The following is a 16437-nucleotide window of genomic DNA, read 5'->3' as shown; positions in this document are numbered from 1 at the left end:
CACGCCCTGACAAAAATCGGGGCGTTTTTTTATGCGTATTGGCCACGGCTATGATGTGCACCGTTTCGGTGAAGGCGATTTCATCACGCTGGGCGGTGTGCGGATTGCACACAGCTTCGGGCTGCTTGCCCATTCCGACGGTGATGTCCTGCTGCACGCCTTGAGCGATGCGTTGCTCGGCGCTGCCGCGCTGGGTGATATCGGCAAGCATTTTCCGGACACCGACCCGCAATTCAAGGGCGCCGACAGCCGTGCGCTGTTGCGTCATGTCGTCGCACTGATCCACGCCAAGGGCTGGAAAGTCGGCAACGTCGATAACACCATCGTCGCCCAGGCCCCGAAAATGGCCCCGCATATCGAATCGATGCGCGCGCTGATTGCCGCGGATCTTCAAGTTGAGTTGGATCAAGTGAACGTGAAAGCTACCACCACCGAGAAGCTTGGCTTTGTCGGTCGCGAAGAAGGTATTGCCGTGCACTCCGTTGCCTTGTTGCTGCGCGCATGAACGAGGCGCAATTGCTCGGCCCGCGGGCCTATGGTGACGCTCTCGGCAGCGCGGTGCTGAAAGCCACGGCGGAAGATTTCCAGGTCGATGAAGTCCTCGATATTCCCCTTAGCGGCGACGGCGAACACCTATGGATCTGGGTGGAAAAGCGCGGTCTGAATACCGAAGAAGCGGCACGGCGGATTGCCAAGGCTGCGGGCGTGCCATTGCGTACCGTCAGCTACGCGGGCCTCAAGGACCGTCAGGCGTTGACTCGCCAGTGGTTTAGCGTGCAACTGCCCGGCAAGGCTGATCCAGATCTGTCGGCAGCGGAAAACGACACGCTGAAGATTCTCAAGACCGGTCGGCACAGACGCAAGCTGCAACGCGGTGCCCATTCGGCCAACGGCTTCACGTTGCGCCTGACTCAATTCGCTGGCGACAAGGCAGCGATCGAGGAGCGTCTGCAACTGATCGCCAGGCAAGGTATTCCCAATTATTTCGGCGCCCAGCGTTTCGGGCATGACGGCGGCAACGTCGTCGACGCCCGTGCCTGGGCGGTGCGCAAGGCCCTGCCGGAGCAACGCAATGTGCGTTCGCGCCTGCTCTCAACCGCGCGCAGTTTTCTGTTTAATCAGGTGCTGGCGGCGCGTGTCGCCGATGGTACCTGGCAGCGTGCTCAGGTCGGCGATCTGCTGGCGTTCACCGATAGCCGCAGTTTTTTCCCGGCAGGTGAGGCCGAATGCAGCGACCCGCGCCTGGCGATTCTCGACCTGCACCCGACCGGACCGCAGTGGGGCGAAGGTGACTCGCCGGCGTCGGGGGCTGTCCATGAACTGGAGCAGGCAATCGCTGCGCGCGAAGCGGACCTGCGCGATTGGTTGATTAACGCCGGAATGAGCCACGAACGTCGCATCCTGCGGCTGCCCATTGGCGGGTTGACGTGGCATTATCCCGAGCCTGACATTCTGCAACTGGAATTCGTCCTCCCGGCCGGATGCTTCGCCACCGTATTGGTGCGTGAACTCGTCGATCTGGTGCCGGTGGGGCAGACGGACAGCCCATGCGTATTCTGATTTCTAACGACGATGGGGTAACCGCACCCGGTCTCGCCGCGCTTTATGCTGCGCTGGCGGATTACACCGAATGCGTGGTTATCGCCCCGGACCAGGACAAAAGCGGCGCCAGCAGCTCGCTGACGCTCGACCGTCCGTTGCACCCGTATACCTTGGCCAATGGCTTTATCAGCCTCAATGGCACACCCACCGATTGCGTGCACCTGGGCCTTAACGGCTTGCTGGAGTTTGAGCCGGACATGGTGGTTTCCGGTATTAACCTGGGTGCGAACCTGGGGGACGACGTGCTGTATTCCGGTACTGTGGCGGCCGCCCTTGAGGGCCGTTTCCTGGAACGTCCTTCGTTTGCCTTTTCGTTTGTCTCACGGCAAGTGGAGAACCTTCCCACGGCGGCCTATTTTGCGCGCAAACTGGTAGAGGCCCACGCGGACCTCGATCTGCCACCGCGCACGGTACTGAACGTGAACATTCCCAACTTGCCGCTGGAGCATATCCGCGGTATCCAGCTGACCCGCCTGGGCCATCGCGCCCGCGCTGCTGCGCCGATAAAAGTGGTCGATCCGCGTGGTAAATCCGGTTACTGGATCGCTGCAGCGGGGGACGCCGAGGATGGCGGCCCGGGCACCGATTTCCATGCGGTGATGCAAGGCTATGTTTCAATCACGCCACTGCAACTGGATCGCACCTTTAATGATGCCTTCAGTAGTCTCGATGGCTGGCTGGAGGGGCTGCGCTAATGGCTCGTGAACAAGACGATATTCTGCACCGCGGCATCGGGATGACCTCCCAGCGGACCCGTGAGCGTCTGATTCAGCGCCTCTATGAAGAAGGGGTGTCCAACGCCAAGGTGCTGGAAGTCATCCGCCGCACACCGCGTCACCTGTTCGTCGATGAGGCGTTGGCCCACCGCGCTTATGAAGATACGGCGCTACCGATTGGCCATAACCAGACCATCTCCCAGCCTTATATGGTGGCGCGCATGAGCGAGCTGCTGCTGGAAGCCGGCCCGTTGGACAAGGTGCTGGAAATCGGTACCGGTTCGGGTTACCAGACGGCGGTGCTGTCGCAACTGGTCGAGCGGGTTTTTTCCGTCGAGCGCATCAAGGTTCTGCAAGATCGAGCCAAGGAGCGCCTGGTGGAGCTGAACCTGCGCAATGTGGTATTTCGCTGGGGCGATGGCTGGGAGGGCTGGCCGGCGCTGGCGCCTTACAACGGCATCATTGTTACCGCCGTGGCCACCGACGTGCCTCAGGCGCTGCTCGATCAATTGGCACCGGGCGGGCGACTGGTGATTCCGGTCGGCTCTGGTGAAGTTCAACAATTGATGCTGATCATCCGTGAAGAGCAGGGCTTTTCCAGGCGTGTTCTGGGGGCAGTGCGCTTTGTGCCACTACTCAACGGGCCGCTGGCCTGAGCATTTGTTTCAGCGCGCTGAATTCTCTTCGATTGCCCGGGTCTTACAGCGGCATCGATGGGTTAAACAGAATTAATCGTCAGGCAGCAAACGTGTGCGTGAAGCGAATCCGCTTCATTAAAGGTAAAGCCTGTTCGGCCCGTTATACTTGCGACATTTCGTGCCGAAACACGGCAATTCATATTTTCAGCCACCACAAAGGGAGCGGCGGGTGAGTCTCACAGTCGTTGCGCAGCGAATGGGTATAACGAGCTTTCAGCGTCTGGTGACTGGTCTTGTCTTGAGTACCTTGCTGGTCGGTTGTTCCAGCACCAAATCGAGTAGCGCGGGAGTTGTCGATCGCAACAATGCGGTCGCCCAGCGTCCGGCCGTAACCACCGGCCAGTACGTTGTTCGACCCAAGGACACGTTGTTTTCCATCGCCTTTCGCTACGGCTGGGACTACAAAGCCCTCGCGGCAAGGAACAACATTCCTACGCCTTACACGATCCATCCGGGTCAGACGATTCGCTTCGACGGTCGCAACGATTCAACGCCGGCAGCGGTGGTGAGTTCGTCCAGTTCCTCGCCTTCGTCGTCGAGCAAAACCACGGTAATTCGGCGTCAGGCAAATGGCACAACGACCAGTACAACGGTGCTCGCACCGTCCGTCGCCAGCAAACCGGCACCCGCTCCACTGCCTCCTGCCGGTCCGGCCCCGACGGGCTGGGGGTGGCCTTCTAATGGCATTCTGATTGGAAAATTCTCTTCAAACGGTAGTTTGAATAAAGGAATTGATATCGCCGGAGATTTGGGACAGCCTGTTTTAGCTGCGTCTGATGGGACGGTGGTATACGCCGGGAGTGGCTTAAGGGGCTACGGCGAATTAGTCATCATCAAACACAGCGATACCTACGTCAGTGCCTACGGTCACAACCGCAGGCTGTTGGTTCGGGAGGGGCAGCAGGTCAAAGTCGGACAGACAATTGCCGAAATGGGGTCAACGGGTACAGACCGGGTGAAACTGCATTTTGAGATTCGCCGACAAGGTAAACCTGTAGATCCGCTGCAGTTCCTGCCACGTCGTTGATTTGTTAGCCAAGCCTGTTCCGTCACGTAGAGGGAACAGGCTCCAGCGTTGCCAGGGATCAAGGCGCCGCTTGAGCTTGAGGTCGAACTCACCAAAGGACTATAACAATGGCTCTCAGTAAAGAAGTGCCGGAGTTTGACATCGACGATGAGGTTCTCCTTATGGAGACCGGCATCGCTATGGATTCGATGTCGAATGATGAAGGGGATGCACCACCTTCCGTTCGTGCCAAATCCAGACACTCCGCTTCGTTAAAGCAACACAAGTACATCGACTACACCCGGGCACTCGATGCCACGCAGCTGTACCTCAATGAAATCGGCTTTTCCCCATTGCTCTCCCCGGAAGAAGAAGTTCATTTTGCGCGCCTGTCGCAAAGTGGTGATCCGGCCGGACGCAAGCGCATGATTGAAAGCAACCTGCGGCTGGTGGTGAAAATCGCCCGGCGTTACGTCAATCGTGGGCTGTCGCTGCTGGACCTGATCGAAGAGGGTAACCTCGGCCTGATCCGGGCAGTGGAAAAGTTCGATCCAGAACGCGGCTTCCGCTTTTCGACCTACGCCACCTGGTGGATTCGTCAGACCATCGAACGCGCGATCATGAATCAGACCCGGACCATCCGGCTACCTATTCATGTGGTCAAAGAGCTCAACGTGTACTTGCGGGCTGCACGGGAGCTGACTCAAAAGCTCGACCATGAACCCTCACCCGAAGAAATTGCCAACCTGCTGGAGAAACCGGTAGGCGAGGTCAAGCGCATGCTTGGCCTGAACGAGCGGGTTTCTTCGGTCGACGTCTCGCTGGGTCCGGATTCGGATAAAACCCTGCTGGACACCCTGACCGACGACCGCCCGACCGATCCATGTGAACTGTTGCAGGATGACGACCTGTCGCAGAGCATCGATCAATGGCTCTCGGAGCTGACCGACAAGCAACGCGAGGTGGTCGTACGCCGCTTCGGCTTGCGAGGTCACGAGAGCAGTACGCTTGAAGATGTCGGCCTGGAAATCGGCCTTACCCGGGAGCGGGTCAGGCAAATCCAGGTTGAAGGCCTCAAGCGTCTTCGGGAGATTCTCGAGAAAAATGGCCTGTCGAGTGAGTCGCTGTTCCAATAAGCCATTCGCTCAACCGGTAACAAAAAGCCCCGACTGGTTCGGGGCTTTTTGTTACCGGGAAGATGAGAGGTGCGTTGGTATTGGCGCCACCTCAGGTTTGTAGTCTCGTGGTGTAAGTCATTGCTTACTCTTTCGTAAGTGTTCATTATTTTTACACCCTGGTAGTTGTCTATTCGAAGGATGCTGTATTTATAAGTTATTGATTTATATATTTATTTTATTAAGTTAACAGCATATTGCAGATGATTTCAGCCATGGAGGCCGATTGCTCTTGGTGGGGAATCCTCTAGTATTTGAACTGTGTCGACGGATAGACACGCCCTTCAAGGAAGAGGGGAACGGACATCGCAGGATGCGATTCATCAGGACGATGAAAAGGAATACATGGAATAGGGAAAAAATGTGGGCGGGTCAAACCGCCCCTTTTTTTTGCCTGCAGAAAAGCAAAAAGGCCCGCAAGGGGCCTTTTCGGGAACGCGAGGGAAATCAGCGTTCGAGGTGTTCGATCTTGCCTGGCTTGCCATCCCATTCAGCGGAATCGGGCAATGGATCTTTCCGTTCAGTGATGTTTGGCCATACCTCGGCCAATTCCATGTTCAGCTGAATGAAGTTTTCCATGCCGGCGGGAACTTCATCTTCAGAGAAGATGGCCACGGCAGGGCATTCTGGTTCGCACAGTGCGCAGTCGATGCACTCATCCGGGTGAATCACCAGGAAGTTCGGGCCTTCGTAAAAGCAGTCCACCGGACAGACTTCTACGCAGTCGGTGTACTTGCACTTGATGCAGTTGTCGGTGACGACGAAGGTCATTTCTAATTTTCTCCTCAGGCGGCGGCAGCGGAGCCCCTTCAGGACGGGGTCGCCAGGTTCGGGAGCGATAGTCTGCAGGCCAGGCTATGAGCCTGCAGCATCCCAAACCGCGCGAGATTCTAACAGCTTGCAGGCAAGTGCGTTAGATCCGTGTCTTTAATGTATAGAGCATTTCCAAAGCCCTGCGTGGTGTCAGGTCATCCAGATCAAGTTTGGCCAGTTCATCCAGCACCGGATGCGGCAGGCTGGCGAACATGTCGCTCTGCTGCGGCGCAACGGATTTGCCTTTGGCCGGCGTCGGCACTTCATGGGGCAGCGCCGTGGATTCCAGCCGGCTCAAGTGTTCACGGGCACGCACGATCACTTCGCTCGGCACACCGGCCAACTGCGCAACCGCCAGGCCATAGCTCTGGCTGGCAGGCCCAGGCAGCACGTGGTGCAGGAACACGATACGTTCGTTGTGCTCGGTGGCATTGAGGTGCACGTTGGCTACTAGCGGTTGGGCTTCCGGCAGCACCGTCAGCTCGAAATAGTGGGTGGCGAACAGTGTGTAGGCCCGCAGCTGCGCCAGACGCTCGGCCGCGGCCCAGGCCAGGGACAGACCGTCGAAGGTGCTGGTGCCGCGACCGACTTCGTCCATCAGCACCAGGCTGCGCTCGGTGGCGTTGTGCAGGATGTTCGCGGTTTCGCTCATTTCGACCATGAAGGTCGAACGCCCGCCCGCCAGGTCGTCGCTGGAACCGATCCGGGTGAAGATCCGGTCGACCAGGGACAATTCGCAACTGGCTGCCGGCACGAAGCTACCGATATGCGCCAGCAGCACGATCAACGCGGTCTGGCGCATGTAGGTGGATTTACCGCCCATGTTCGGACCGGTGATCACCAACATACGGGTGCTGTCATCGAGGCTCAGGTCGTTGGCTACGAACGGCGTGGTAAGTACCTGCTCGACCACCGGATGACGGCCCTGGCTGATGCGCATGCACGGCTCGCTGACGAAACGCGGGCAGTTCAGGTCCAGATTCAGTGCACGCTCGGCGAGGTTGCTCAGCACGTCCAGTTCGGCCAGTGCGGCAGCGGTGTCCTGCAAGGGCGGCAATTGGGCGATCAGGTCTTCGAGCAATGCTTCGTAGAGCATCTTCTCGCGCGCCAGGGCACGGCTCTTGGCCGACAGCGCCTTGTCTTCGAACGCTTTCAGTTCCGGGGTAATGAAACGCTCGGCACCCTTGAGGGTCTGGCGACGGATATAGTCGGCGGGTGCCGATTCGGCCTGCTTGCTCGGCAACTCAATGAAGTAACCGTGAATGCGGTTGTAACCGACTTTCAGGTTGGCCAGGCCGGTGCGGGCCTTCTCCCGGGCTTCCAGATCGATCAGGAACTGCCCGGCGTTTTCGCTGAGCGATTGCAGCTCGTCGAGTTCGCTGTCGTAACCGGTTTTCAACACGCCGCCGTCACGGATCACCGCTGGCGGGTTGTCGATGATGGCTTTCTCCAGCAGCGCCGCCAGTTCCGGATAGGTGCTGGTGGTCGTTGCCAGTTGAATGATGTGCGGAGCTTCAAGCTCGGCCATTGCCACCTGCAACTCTGGCAGCGCGCCGAGGGCATCGCGCAGACGCGCCAGGTCACGAGGACGGGCATTGCGCAGGCCGATCCGCGCCAGAATCCGCTCGATGTCACCGATTTCCTTGAGCTGCGGTTGCAGTTTCTCGAAGCGATAACGATCAAGCAGGCAGGTGATCGAAGTCTGACGTGCCAGCAATACGGTCAAATCCCGCAGCGGACGGTTCAGCCAGCGGGTCAGCAAACGGCTGCCCATGGCGGTCTGGCAGCGGTCGACCACCGATTGCAACGTGTTGTCGCGACCACCGGCCAGGTTGGTATCCAGTTCCAGGTTGCGCCGGCTGGCGCCGTCGAGCACCACGGTGTCGTCCAGGCGTTCATGACGCAGGCTGCGCAAGTGCGGCAGGGCAGTGCGCTGGGTTTCCTTGGCGTAGCTGAGCAGGCAGCCAGCAGCGCCGATGGCCAGGGTCAGGTTCTCGCAGCCGAAACCCTTCAGGTCCTGGGTGGAAAACTGCTGGCAAAGACTTTTCAGCGCCGAGTCGCGCTCGAAATCCCACGGCGCACGGCGACGGACCCCACGACGTTTCTCCGCCGGCAAGTCCTTCGGCCAGTCGTCCGGGATCATCAGCTCAACCGGGTTGACCCGCTCCAGTTCCGCCAGCAGGTTTTCCCAGCCCTTGATCTCCAGCACCGTGAAGTTGCCGCTGGTGATGTCCAGCACCGCCAGACCGAACAGACGCTCGTCCCCCAGCACCGCAGCGATCAGGTTGTCCCGACGCTCATCCAGCAGCGCTTCATCGCTGACCGTGCCGGGCGTGATGATGCGCACCACCTGACGATCCACCGGGCCTTTGCTGGTGGCCGGGTCGCCGACCTGCTCGCAGATCACCACCGATTCGCCAAGCTTCACCAGTTTCGCCAGGTAACCTTCCGCAGCGTGGTAAGGAATCCCACACATCGGAATCGCCTGACCCGCCGATTGCCCACGAGCTGTCAGGGTGATGTCCAGCAACTTGGCGGCCTTCTTCGCATCTTCATAGAAGATCTCGTAGAAGTCGCCCATGCGATAGAACATCAGCTGGTCGGGGTGCTGATTCTTCAGGCGCCAGTATTGCTGCATCATTGGCGTGTGGGAGGACAGATCGGAGACGGCTTTATTCATCGGATATAGGCAAATTCGTTGAAAGGTGTGGGGCAAAGGAGGGGCATCGGCCCGGCTTTTCCGCGATGGGCGCAAGGTTACCATGGGCGGTCCGCCCGACGCAGGCATGAAAGCCTCAACGCTATTTTTCGTGGGTCTATGCACAAATTATGCAATTTGGCATTTGTCTTCCGAAAAAAGATCAAGCACTATTCGCGTTATGCAAAAACGCAATGTTTCTACCGTCTTAAGAGCGCTGCTCGATCAGCACGGGATCTCCCCCACGGAGCTTCACCGTCGCACCGGCGTGCCTCAATCCACTCTCTCGCGCATCCTCAGCGGGAAGATCGTCGATCCTTCGGATAAACATATCTCGAAGATTGCCGAATACTTTGCTGTGAGCACCGATCAATTGCGGGGCCGCGCGGATGTCGCGCCGGCCGCCAGCGCCGGGCGCGATCAATTGCATTCGGAACTCAAGGACATAAGCCTGTGGGACGACGATACGCCTGTCGATGACGACGAGGTGTCGGTCCCCTTTCTTCGCGAGGTTGAATTGGCTGCTGGATCAGGAAGATTCGTCATCGAAGAGAGCGAGCGCTCTAGCCTGCGCTTCGGCAAGCGCAGTTTGCGCCATAACGGTGTGCAGTTCGACCAGGCCAAATGCGTGACTGTGCGTGGCAACAGCATGTTGCCGGTACTGCGCGACGGTGCCACGGTGGGGGTGAATGCCGGTAAATGCGGGATTGGCGACATCATCGACGGCGACCTGTACGCCATCAACCACAACGGCCAGTTGCGGGTGAAACAGCTTTATCGCCTGCCGACCGGGATTCGCCTGCGCAGCTTCAATCGCGATGAGCATCCGGACGAGGACTACAGCTTCCAGGAAATCCAGGAAGAGCAAATCGTCATCCTTGGTCACGTCTTCTGGTGGGGCATGTACGCCCGCTAACCTCACCACTGTCAGATAAAACCCGTCGCCCGACGGGTTTTTTTTCGCCTGCCAAAAACCGCCAACGCCTTTGTCTGTGGGACTTTCATGCGCCTGTGCATTTCTTGTGCATAAATAAATGCATTTATGCATTGACTGTATATGCATCCATGCATATTCTTTGTCTCAAGCCGCTCAACAAAGCGGCTCGAAACGAAGCTCTTTAGTTCCACCACAAAGGCAGCGATGAATCGGCCTCAACGGTTCAGAGGGTTGGCAACTGACCCGGGTGTGCAGCGTAAAGCACCAGAAGCAGTTATCCGGCGGGCAGGGACCGCGGTCGGAAAAACAATTTGAATGGACTCGTACCGCGCCAGTAGCGCCGAAAAGTCAGCTTCCTTTTTGACACGGGATTAAAGGAAGGCGAAGGAGCGCATTACTGAAAAGCCCGGTTTCACACCGGGCTTTTTGGAATGCCTACCTGATGCAGGCAGATCAACGTGTGCCGGGATGCCCGGCGATCAATAAGGATATGAAAATGAAGAAATACGCACGTGTAGTAAACGGAAAAGTCGACAACATCTACGAGACGGTCAATCCGATCACTGACGAGTTCCCAGTCGATCAACTCTGGGTCGACGTCACCGGCAGTTCGAGCAATCAGGTTGACTACGGCTACAACGCAGTCAACAGCGATGGCCTCTGGTCGTTCAATTCCGGGTTCCCTTGGCCGCAATCTGCGCTAGGTGAACAAATGCGCAATGAAAAAACCAAGCGGCTCGACAGTGTCATGACCAGCGTGGCGTCGTCGGGATTGCAATTCAAAGTTGATCTGGGCGTGGCCACTGCTGCCGAGCAGGCTTACCTGACTGCCTTCAAGGAGTATTGCGTTGCCTTTACTCAGGTCAACAAACAGCCAGGTTTTCCGCTGACCATCGTTTGGCCTGAGCTGCCGTAAAAACGGAGCGCATTACTGAAAAGCCCGGAATGCTCCGGGCTTTTTGGAATGCCTACCTCAAGAGACATCGATTGAATCCAACACACATCACTCATCAATCACCCCAGGAGGCGTGACATGACAAACGAGCAACAAGCGTTGCTGGACATGCCGATCTGGCTGGTCATCCTCCTCGCCGTGGCGGGCGGGGTGTCCGGCGAAATGTGGCGCGCCGACAAGGAGGGCGCCCGTGGCTGGTCACTGCTGCGGCGCCTGGCCCTGCGGTCCGGGGCCTGCATGATCTGCGGCGTCTCGGCGATCATGCTGTTGTACGCCGCGGGCCTGTCGATCTGGGCCGCCGGCGCCTTTGGCTGCCTGACGGCGATGGCCGGGGCGGACGTGGCCATCGGACTTTACGAACGTTGGGCCGCCAAGCGGATTGGCGTTTGTGAAGTGCCACCGCGCGATTCTCGTCCCGATCAACAGTGAACCGGCGTCGCTGATCTTCGTATTGCCATAGGAATAGGAGGCCATTGATGCCTGCTGTCATCGAAAAACCGTCGCAGCTGTTTTCTGCCATTGCCGAGACGTTGCGTACCGCCATTCCCGGCTTGAAGGTCGGGAGTCATCAAGACTTCGACGGCACTGTCGATCTGCCCTGGGTGCTGATCGCCATCGAACGCGATGCGCCGGGCATCCGTGCCAACGACGGACGTATCGCTCATGTCCTGACGGTTTCCTTGCAAGCCGTGTTGCCCGGTGCAGGGTTGGCAGTGTGCGATCTGGCCAGTGAGTTGAAAAGCCTGGTCGTCGATAACCGCTGGAAACTGCCGGGCGAGCAATGCGATCTGCCGATGAACATTGATGGCATCCCGTCCACGTTTATCAGCGATGCACGGGAGTACACCGCCTGGACCGTTTCATTTACCCAAACCCTGTACCTCGGCCCGACGCTGCTCGAAGACCCGTTGGGTATCCCGAAATTTGCCCGTACCTGGGAGGTGTCGAACATCGACGACCCGGATCAATACACCGCACTCGAGGGCTGATCCATGTTTGATGCGCTGTTACGTATGCAACTGGGGCCGATCATCGAGCGTTTGGCCGAGATGGAAACCGAGCTCGAAGACCTGCACCGGCGTGCCGACAGTTTCTGTCGCATCGGCGTGTGTCAGGAAGTCGATGCGGCCAGCAATACCTGCAAGGTCCGTCATGGGGAACTGCTCACCCCGGCGATCCGGTTTTTCAACCCAAGCGCCGGGGCACAGAGCGAGTCGCGGATTCCTTCCGTGGGTGAGCAGTGTTTGCTGCTGAACCACGGCGGTGGCGAGGGCGGCGGGCAGTCGGTGGCGTTGTTCGGTCTCAACGGCGGTCAGTTCCCGCCCGTCTCGACACAGGCATCGCTGACGCGTCGCCTCTATCAAGACGGCACGGAAAGCGGTTACGACCACGCCAGTCATGTCTTGCGCTGGAAGAACGGCCCGGCGGCGTTCACCGGCTCCCGTGAATCCCTCGAGTTGAACATCGGCCCGGCGAGGCTGGCGATGAGGCCAGAGGCCATCGAATTGCAACTGGGCGCCGTCGGCCTGCGGCTCGACGCTTCCGGTGTGCATCTGAGCGGCCCGTTGGTGGATCACCAGGGTCGCGTCATCAGTACTGCATAAAGAGCTTCCCATGATCGGAATCGATAGAAACACCGGCACAACGGTCGACGACTGGCTGCAGTTCGTGCAGCGCGCCACCCGGGCGCTGACCACGCCGTTGGGCACACGTCAGAAGCGCCCTTTGTATGGTTGCGCACTCACTGAGTTGCTGGGGCAGAACCTCGGCGACGACCTGCTGATTCTCGCCCAGAGCCATGCGGCCCAAGCGTTTTACAACAAGTACAACGGCATCGACGATTTCGAGCCGCAGGTCATTGTGGCCAGCCGCTACGGTGCCGGGTTGTTATTGCGTTTCGCCGGCATCTGGAAAAACCGCCAACAGACCTTCGAGGTGGTGGCATGAGTATGTTGATACCTGGCCAGAACCAGTTGGCCGAACCGGCAATCGTCACGGTCGAAGTGTTCGAGGATCTGCTCGCAGAGTTCAAGACCTTCGTTGTCGAGTATGTCGGTGCCCGTTCCTCCGAGAGCGCGGCCAAGCTTGCGGTCAGCCTGGAAAACGAAAGCGAGTTGCTGACCCTGGCCCTTGAGGCGTTTTGTGTACGGCTGCAAACCCACGAACGCAAATACAACGCCCGCATCAAGCAGATGCTGGCGTGGTGGGCCACCGGCACCAACCTCGACGCCCGCCTCGCGGACATGGGGCTTGAGCGCCAGTTGCTGGACCCGGGCGATCCGGCGGCATTCCCGCCGATCGATCCGGTCTACGAGAGCGATGACGACGCCCGGTTGCGTTATTACCTGGCGCCCCATGCCCCGGCGGCGGGCTCGCGGATGCAGTATCGGCGCGAGATTTTCACCCTTGGCGAACGGCCTGCCGTGAAGGTGGAAACCACCGCGGCGGGAGTGGTGACGGTCACTTACACCTTCGACCCGGACGGCTATGTCGCGCAGGTCAAGGACGGCAACGGGCGCCGGACCGCGCCCGGCGAAGTCACGGTCACGGTGCTTTCCCGAGAGGGCGATGGCACGCCATCCCAAGCGCTGCTCGACGATGTTCGCCAGCATTTCGCCCGGCCTGATGTCCGGCCCGAAACGGACCTGGTCACTGTGCAGGGCGCGCAAATCAAGAACTACAAAATCCGGGTGATCGCGAAGATCAACCCGGGCCCCGATTCAGGGCTGACCAAGGTTGCCGCGCAACAGCAGCTGCAGGCGTATGCCGATGCCTGTCATCGCCTGGAAGGGCGAGTGGACCCGAGTTGGATCGACTACACGCTGCACAGCGCCGGGGCGGTTCAACTGCAGATCCTTGAGCCGGTAGCGCCGATTGTGACGAGCGCTTTTCAAGCGCCGTATTGCACGGGCGTCGAGGTCGAGGTGGATACGTTATGAGTGACGACACACCTCGCCCGAGCCTGTTGCCAGCCAACAGCTCACCACTGGAAAGGGCGCTTGATCTCGGTTTTGCCCGATTGCTTGAGCGTATCGACCCGCCGTTCCCCGAACTGATGAACCCCGCCAAAACACCGCTGGCATTCCTGCCGTACCTGGGCGCGGATCGCGGGGTCAGCGAATGGAGCTCCGAGGCGACAGAGGCGGAAAAACGCCTGACGGTGGAACTCGCCTGGCCTACCGCACGGCAGGCCGGGACGCGAAAAGCACTGGAAAATGCGGCCAAGGGTTTGCAATTGATGCCTGAGGTGCGCGCCTGGTACGAACAAACACCACCCGGCCCGCCTTACAGCTTTTCCGTCAGGGCCTTCACCGAACAGCCCTACAGCGAAGAAATCGACGCCCGTCTCGACCGACGCCTGGCCGATGCCAAAAGCGAACGCGACACCTTGAAGGTGTCCGTCGGCTTGAGCGCATTCGGCAGTCATGTCATCGGCGCCGCCACCGTATGCGGCGAGCTGACCACGGTTTATCCGATCGTCATCGAAGGGCTTGAAGCCTCGGGTCAGGCCTTTATGGCCGCAGGGCTCTACACCGTCGAAACCTCCACAATTTATCCTCAGGGGTCCTAAATGGCCGACTATTACACCCTGCTCACCAATGCGGGGATCGCCTACGAAACCGCCTGCAAGGCGGCGGGCACACCGATCAAGCTGTCGCAGATTTCCGTCGGCGACGGCGGCGGCGCGGTTTACAACCCGGCCGCAACCGCCACGGCGCTCAAGCGCGAAGTGTGGCGCGGGCCACTCAATGCACTGTTCCAGGATGAGAAGAATCCGAGCTGGTTGCTGGCCGAAGTGACTATCCCGCCTGAAGTGGGTGGTTGGTATGTACGTGAGGCCGGGATCTGGACTGATACCGGGATTCTTTACGCCATCGTCAAATATCCGGAGTCGTTCAAGCCGGTGCTGGCGACTTCGGGCTCGGGGAAAGAGTTCTACATTCGTTCGATTTTCGAGACCAGTAATGCGGCGCTGGTGACGTTGTTGATTGACGACACGGTGGTCAAGGCGACGCGGGCGTGGGTGATGGGCTATCTCGCTGATGAGTTGGCCAAGCTTGATGGTAAGCAATCAGTTCGCGCGGCGGCTACGGGCAATGTTGTGTTGAGTGGGGCTCAGCAGATTGACGGTGTCGCGTTGGTCGCCGGAGATCGTGTGTTATTGCCCTATCAGACATCGGCCAAAGACAGCGGCATCTGGGTTGTGTCCAATAGCGGTTGGTCTCGGGCTTTCGATGCCAATAGCAGTATCAAAGTAACGCCCGGCTTGACGGTCATGGTCGAAGAAGGGATAGCCAACGGCGACTCTCTGTGGCACCTGACAACCAATGGACCCATCACGCTGGGTACTACCGCACTGACCTTCGAAATGCTCGCGGGCAGGACTGGCATTCAGCCGGGTAGCTATCGAGGGCTGACCGTTGATAAGTACGGCCGGGCCATTGCGGGGGACAACCCGACCACGGTGGCAGGTTACGGACTGACAGATGTTTACACCAAGGCGCAGGTCGAGGCATTTGCACTTGGCGTGGCGGGTGATCGTGTGGGGGAGGTCACGCACTTCGCCATGGCAACGCCGCCGGCTGGCTTTTTGAAACGCAATGGGGCAGCCGTATCGCGAACGACCTATGCCGCGCTGTTTGCCAGGATCGGGACACTGTACGGGGCGGGGGATGGTTCTACGACGTTCAACCTGCCGGACTCTCGTGCTCATTTCGATCGGGGGCTCGATGACGGGCGAAACGTCGATCCGGGTCGTGTGCTCGGCAGTGCTCAGACGAGTCAGAACGCCGCTCACGTGCATGCGGGTAGTGCAGCAGTAGCCGGGAATCATACGCACTCGATTTGGATAAACCTGGATCGTGGGCCGGGCACCGACGGCAATGCGGTGTGGGGTGACGAGCCCTACTACGGGTCTGCGGGGGCGCCGACCAGTGCCGCCGGTGATCACACTCACGCGATCACCATTGCCAGTTCCGGTGGCACTGAAGCCAGGCCACTCAACACGGCTTTTCTCGCCTGTATCAAATATTAATCAGAACCACATTGGAGTTTTTGAGAATGTCAGACGAACGCATGGCCGTTGAAGGCGAGGTGTCCTGGTGGCTCGCCGATGAGGTCGCACCACCGACGATCTGTAATGTGCACCCCGTTACCGGTGAGTTCATCGGCGCGGGGGTAGCAGACCCGAGTCCTCTGGAACCTTTCACCTGGTTGATCCCCGCGCATGCTTATCAGTGTGAGCCGCCAACGCTGGAGCCTGGTCATACAGCGGTCAGGGTTTCAGGCGACGGGTGGAAAATTGTTGCGGACTACCGTGGAACGACGGTCTACAGCACCGAGACCGGTGAGGCGCAAGTCTGGGAGACGTTGGGTGACTTGCCCGAAGGTTATACACGTGAAGCTCCAGCGACCCAGTTCGATAAGTGGCAGGACGATCAATGGGTCGTCGATGAGGTCGCAACTACAGACGCCCTGAAAAAGAAAGCAGCCAGGAAGAAAGCGCTGCTGACGCAGTTCAGCACAAACATGATTGCCACATTGCAAAACGCAGTGGATTTGGATATTGCCACTGAAACCGAGATCGCGGATCTGCGCTCCTGGAAAATCTACGGCGTTGAACTCAATCGTGTCGATACCGTTGGAGGGGTACCCCAGGAATGGCCGATCAGCCCGAACGATGCCTTGGCGGCTGCCTGGCTGGTGGCTCAGGGCTTCGACGACCCACCTCGGGAAACCCTCACCGTTTCCGAGTAACGCCCCGCACCGTCGGGGCGTTTTCTTTTCCGTCAAGCACCCAACAACCCCTGACAGCCCCTTCCTCAAAAGGGGCTTTT

At 59.0% G+C, this 16437-nt stretch carries 17 protein-coding genes and 1 pseudogene; 16 read left to right on the top strand and 2 right to left on the bottom strand.

The annotated features are described in order from the left end of the window. Nucleotides 1-31 precede the first annotated feature (31 nt). The 6 genes from ispF to rpoS all read left to right on the top strand — a co-directional run bounded on the left by ispF (nt 32) and on the right by rpoS (nt 5158). Nucleotides 32-505, top strand: a complete 474-nt coding sequence (gene ispF, locus ACEN9A_RS23880) for a 2-C-methyl-D-erythritol 2,4-cyclodiphosphate synthase (protein ID WP_018927000.1) — start codon at nt 32-34, stop codon at nt 503-505. Then, nucleotides 502-1560 carry a tRNA pseudouridine(13) synthase TruD gene (truD, locus tag ACEN9A_RS23875; protein WP_258671047.1) on the top strand — a complete coding sequence of 353 codons (1059 nt, stop codon included), beginning with the start codon at nt 502-504 and terminating at the stop codon, nt 1558-1560. Before ispF ends, truD begins: the two co-directional genes overlap by 4 nt. Continuing rightward, a complete protein-coding gene (surE, locus tag ACEN9A_RS23870) occupies nt 1548-2297 on the top strand; it encodes a 5'/3'-nucleotidase SurE (protein ID WP_258671046.1) in 750 nt (249 codons plus the stop codon). The genes truD and surE overlap by 13 nt, the downstream gene beginning before the upstream one ends. A 41-nt stretch (nt 2298-2338) precedes the next feature. Next, nucleotides 2339-2974, top strand: a complete 636-nt coding sequence (locus ACEN9A_RS23865; RefSeq protein ID WP_173861137.1) for a protein-L-isoaspartate(D-aspartate) O-methyltransferase — start codon at nt 2339-2341, stop codon at nt 2972-2974. 211 nt (nt 2975-3185) lie between these two features. Further along, on the top strand, nt 3186-4043 hold the full coding sequence (locus ACEN9A_RS23860; protein WP_026345674.1) for a peptidoglycan DD-metalloendopeptidase family protein: 858 nt from the start codon (nt 3186-3188) through the stop codon (nt 4041-4043). A gap of 107 nt (nt 4044-4150) precedes the next feature. Then, nucleotides 4151-5158, top strand: coding sequence for an RNA polymerase sigma factor RpoS (gene rpoS / locus ACEN9A_RS23855; protein WP_007940534.1), 1008 nt, complete (start codon nt 4151-4153; stop codon nt 5156-5158). A 486-nt stretch (nt 5159-5644) separates the two neighbouring features. Here rpoS and fdxA read toward each other — a convergent pair whose 3' ends face one another. Beyond that, a complete protein-coding gene (fdxA, locus tag ACEN9A_RS23850; protein ID WP_007940535.1) occupies nt 5645-5968 on the bottom strand; it encodes a ferredoxin FdxA in 324 nt (107 codons plus the stop codon). A gap of 142 nt (nt 5969-6110) precedes the next feature. Then, nucleotides 6111-8690 carry a DNA mismatch repair protein MutS gene (mutS, locus tag ACEN9A_RS23845; RefSeq protein WP_026345675.1) on the bottom strand — a complete coding sequence of 860 codons (2580 nt, stop codon included), beginning with the start codon at nt 8688-8690 and terminating at the stop codon, nt 6111-6113. A 199-nt stretch (nt 8691-8889) separates the two neighbouring features. Here mutS and ACEN9A_RS23840 point away from each other — a divergent pair, with 199 nt between their 5' ends. From ACEN9A_RS23840 to ACEN9A_RS23795, 10 genes and pseudogenes are all read left to right on the top strand, one after another. Further along, nucleotides 8890-9624: an XRE family transcriptional regulator gene (locus ACEN9A_RS23840; protein WP_026331839.1), complete on the top strand. Its 735-nt coding sequence runs from the start codon at nt 8890-8892 to the stop codon at nt 9622-9624. A gap of 517 nt (nt 9625-10141) precedes the next feature. After that, nucleotides 10142-10561 carry a tail fiber assembly protein gene (locus ACEN9A_RS23835; RefSeq protein ID WP_018926993.1) on the top strand — a complete coding sequence of 140 codons (420 nt, stop codon included), beginning with the start codon at nt 10142-10144 and terminating at the stop codon, nt 10559-10561. A gap of 117 nt (nt 10562-10678) precedes the next feature. Next, nucleotides 10679-11029, top strand: coding sequence for a phage holin family protein (locus ACEN9A_RS23830; RefSeq protein ID WP_018926992.1), 351 nt, complete (start codon nt 10679-10681; stop codon nt 11027-11029). Between the two features lie 47 nt (nt 11030-11076). After that, complete coding sequence (locus tag ACEN9A_RS23825; RefSeq protein WP_258671045.1) at nt 11077-11589, top strand: hypothetical protein; 513 nt, start codon at nt 11077-11079, stop codon at nt 11587-11589. Nucleotides 11590-11592: 3 nt separating this feature from the next. Then, a complete protein-coding gene (locus tag ACEN9A_RS23820; RefSeq protein WP_258671044.1) occupies nt 11593-12204 on the top strand; it encodes a phage baseplate assembly protein V in 612 nt (203 codons plus the stop codon). 10 nt (nt 12205-12214) lie between these two features. Beyond that, entirely contained in the window at nt 12215-12547 is a 333-nt protein-coding gene (locus ACEN9A_RS23815; protein WP_258671043.1) for a phage baseplate protein, read from the top strand. Then, the gene (locus tag ACEN9A_RS23810; RefSeq protein WP_258671042.1) at nt 12544-13539 is read left to right on the top strand and encodes a baseplate J/gp47 family protein; all 996 of its coding nucleotides are present in this window, start codon (nt 12544-12546) and stop codon (nt 13537-13539) included. Before ACEN9A_RS23815 ends, ACEN9A_RS23810 begins: the two co-directional genes overlap by 4 nt. Then, on the top strand, nt 13536-14171 hold the full coding sequence (locus ACEN9A_RS23805; RefSeq protein ID WP_019647821.1) for a phage tail protein I: 636 nt from the start codon (nt 13536-13538) through the stop codon (nt 14169-14171). Before ACEN9A_RS23810 ends, ACEN9A_RS23805 begins: the two co-directional genes overlap by 4 nt. Continuing rightward, nucleotides 14172-15416: pseudogene (locus tag ACEN9A_RS23800) on the top strand (phage tail-collar fiber domain-containing protein); the annotation flags it as partial. A gap of 245 nt (nt 15417-15661) precedes the next feature. After that, complete coding sequence (locus ACEN9A_RS23795) at nt 15662-16357, top strand: tail fiber assembly protein (protein ID WP_258671041.1); 696 nt, start codon at nt 15662-15664, stop codon at nt 16355-16357. The last annotated feature ends 80 nt before the right edge of the window (nt 16358-16437 follow it).

This window comes from Pseudomonas sp. Pseusp18 (assembly GCF_059506005.1).
This window is presented reverse-complemented; position numbering and strand designations above follow the sequence as displayed.

What these genes read in the sequence shown, in the direction of transcription:
- ispF (WP_018927000.1), top strand. Translation starts at nt 32, where the DNA reads ATGCGTATTGGCCACGGCTATGATGTGCACCGTTTCGGTGAAGGCGAT.
- ACEN9A_RS23825 (WP_258671045.1), top strand. Translation starts at nt 11,077, where the DNA reads ATGCCTGCTGTCATCGAAAAACCGTCGCAGCTGTTTTCTGCCATTGCC.
- truD (WP_258671047.1), top strand. Translation starts at nt 502, where the DNA reads ATGAACGAGGCGCAATTGCTCGGCCCGCGGGCCTATGGTGACGCTCTC.
- ACEN9A_RS23865 (WP_173861137.1), top strand. Translation starts at nt 2,339, where the DNA reads ATGACCTCCCAGCGGACCCGTGAGCGTCTGATTCAGCGCCTCTATGAA.
- rpoS (WP_007940534.1), top strand. Translation starts at nt 4,151, where the DNA reads ATGGCTCTCAGTAAAGAAGTGCCGGAGTTTGACATCGACGATGAGGTT.
- ACEN9A_RS23840 (WP_026331839.1), top strand. Translation starts at nt 8,890, where the DNA reads ATGCAAAAACGCAATGTTTCTACCGTCTTAAGAGCGCTGCTCGATCAG.
- ACEN9A_RS23810 (WP_258671042.1), top strand. Translation starts at nt 12,544, where the DNA reads ATGAGTATGTTGATACCTGGCCAGAACCAGTTGGCCGAACCGGCAATC.
- fdxA (WP_007940535.1), bottom strand. Translation starts at nt 5,968, where the DNA reads ATGACCTTCGTCGTCACCGACAACTGCATCAAGTGCAAGTACACCGAC.
- ACEN9A_RS23815 (WP_258671043.1), top strand. Translation starts at nt 12,215, where the DNA reads ATGATCGGAATCGATAGAAACACCGGCACAACGGTCGACGACTGGCTG.
- ACEN9A_RS23835 (WP_018926993.1), top strand. Translation starts at nt 10,142, where the DNA reads ATGAAGAAATACGCACGTGTAGTAAACGGAAAAGTCGACAACATCTAC.
- ACEN9A_RS23795 (WP_258671041.1), top strand. Translation starts at nt 15,662, where the DNA reads ATGTCAGACGAACGCATGGCCGTTGAAGGCGAGGTGTCCTGGTGGCTC.
- surE (WP_258671046.1), top strand. Translation starts at nt 1,548, where the DNA reads ATGCGTATTCTGATTTCTAACGACGATGGGGTAACCGCACCCGGTCTC.
- mutS (WP_026345675.1), bottom strand. Translation starts at nt 8,690, where the DNA reads ATGAATAAAGCCGTCTCCGATCTGTCCTCCCACACGCCAATGATGCAG.
- ACEN9A_RS23830 (WP_018926992.1), top strand. Translation starts at nt 10,679, where the DNA reads ATGACAAACGAGCAACAAGCGTTGCTGGACATGCCGATCTGGCTGGTC.
- ACEN9A_RS23805 (WP_019647821.1), top strand. Translation starts at nt 13,536, where the DNA reads ATGAGTGACGACACACCTCGCCCGAGCCTGTTGCCAGCCAACAGCTCA.
- ACEN9A_RS23820 (WP_258671044.1), top strand. Translation starts at nt 11,593, where the DNA reads ATGTTTGATGCGCTGTTACGTATGCAACTGGGGCCGATCATCGAGCGT.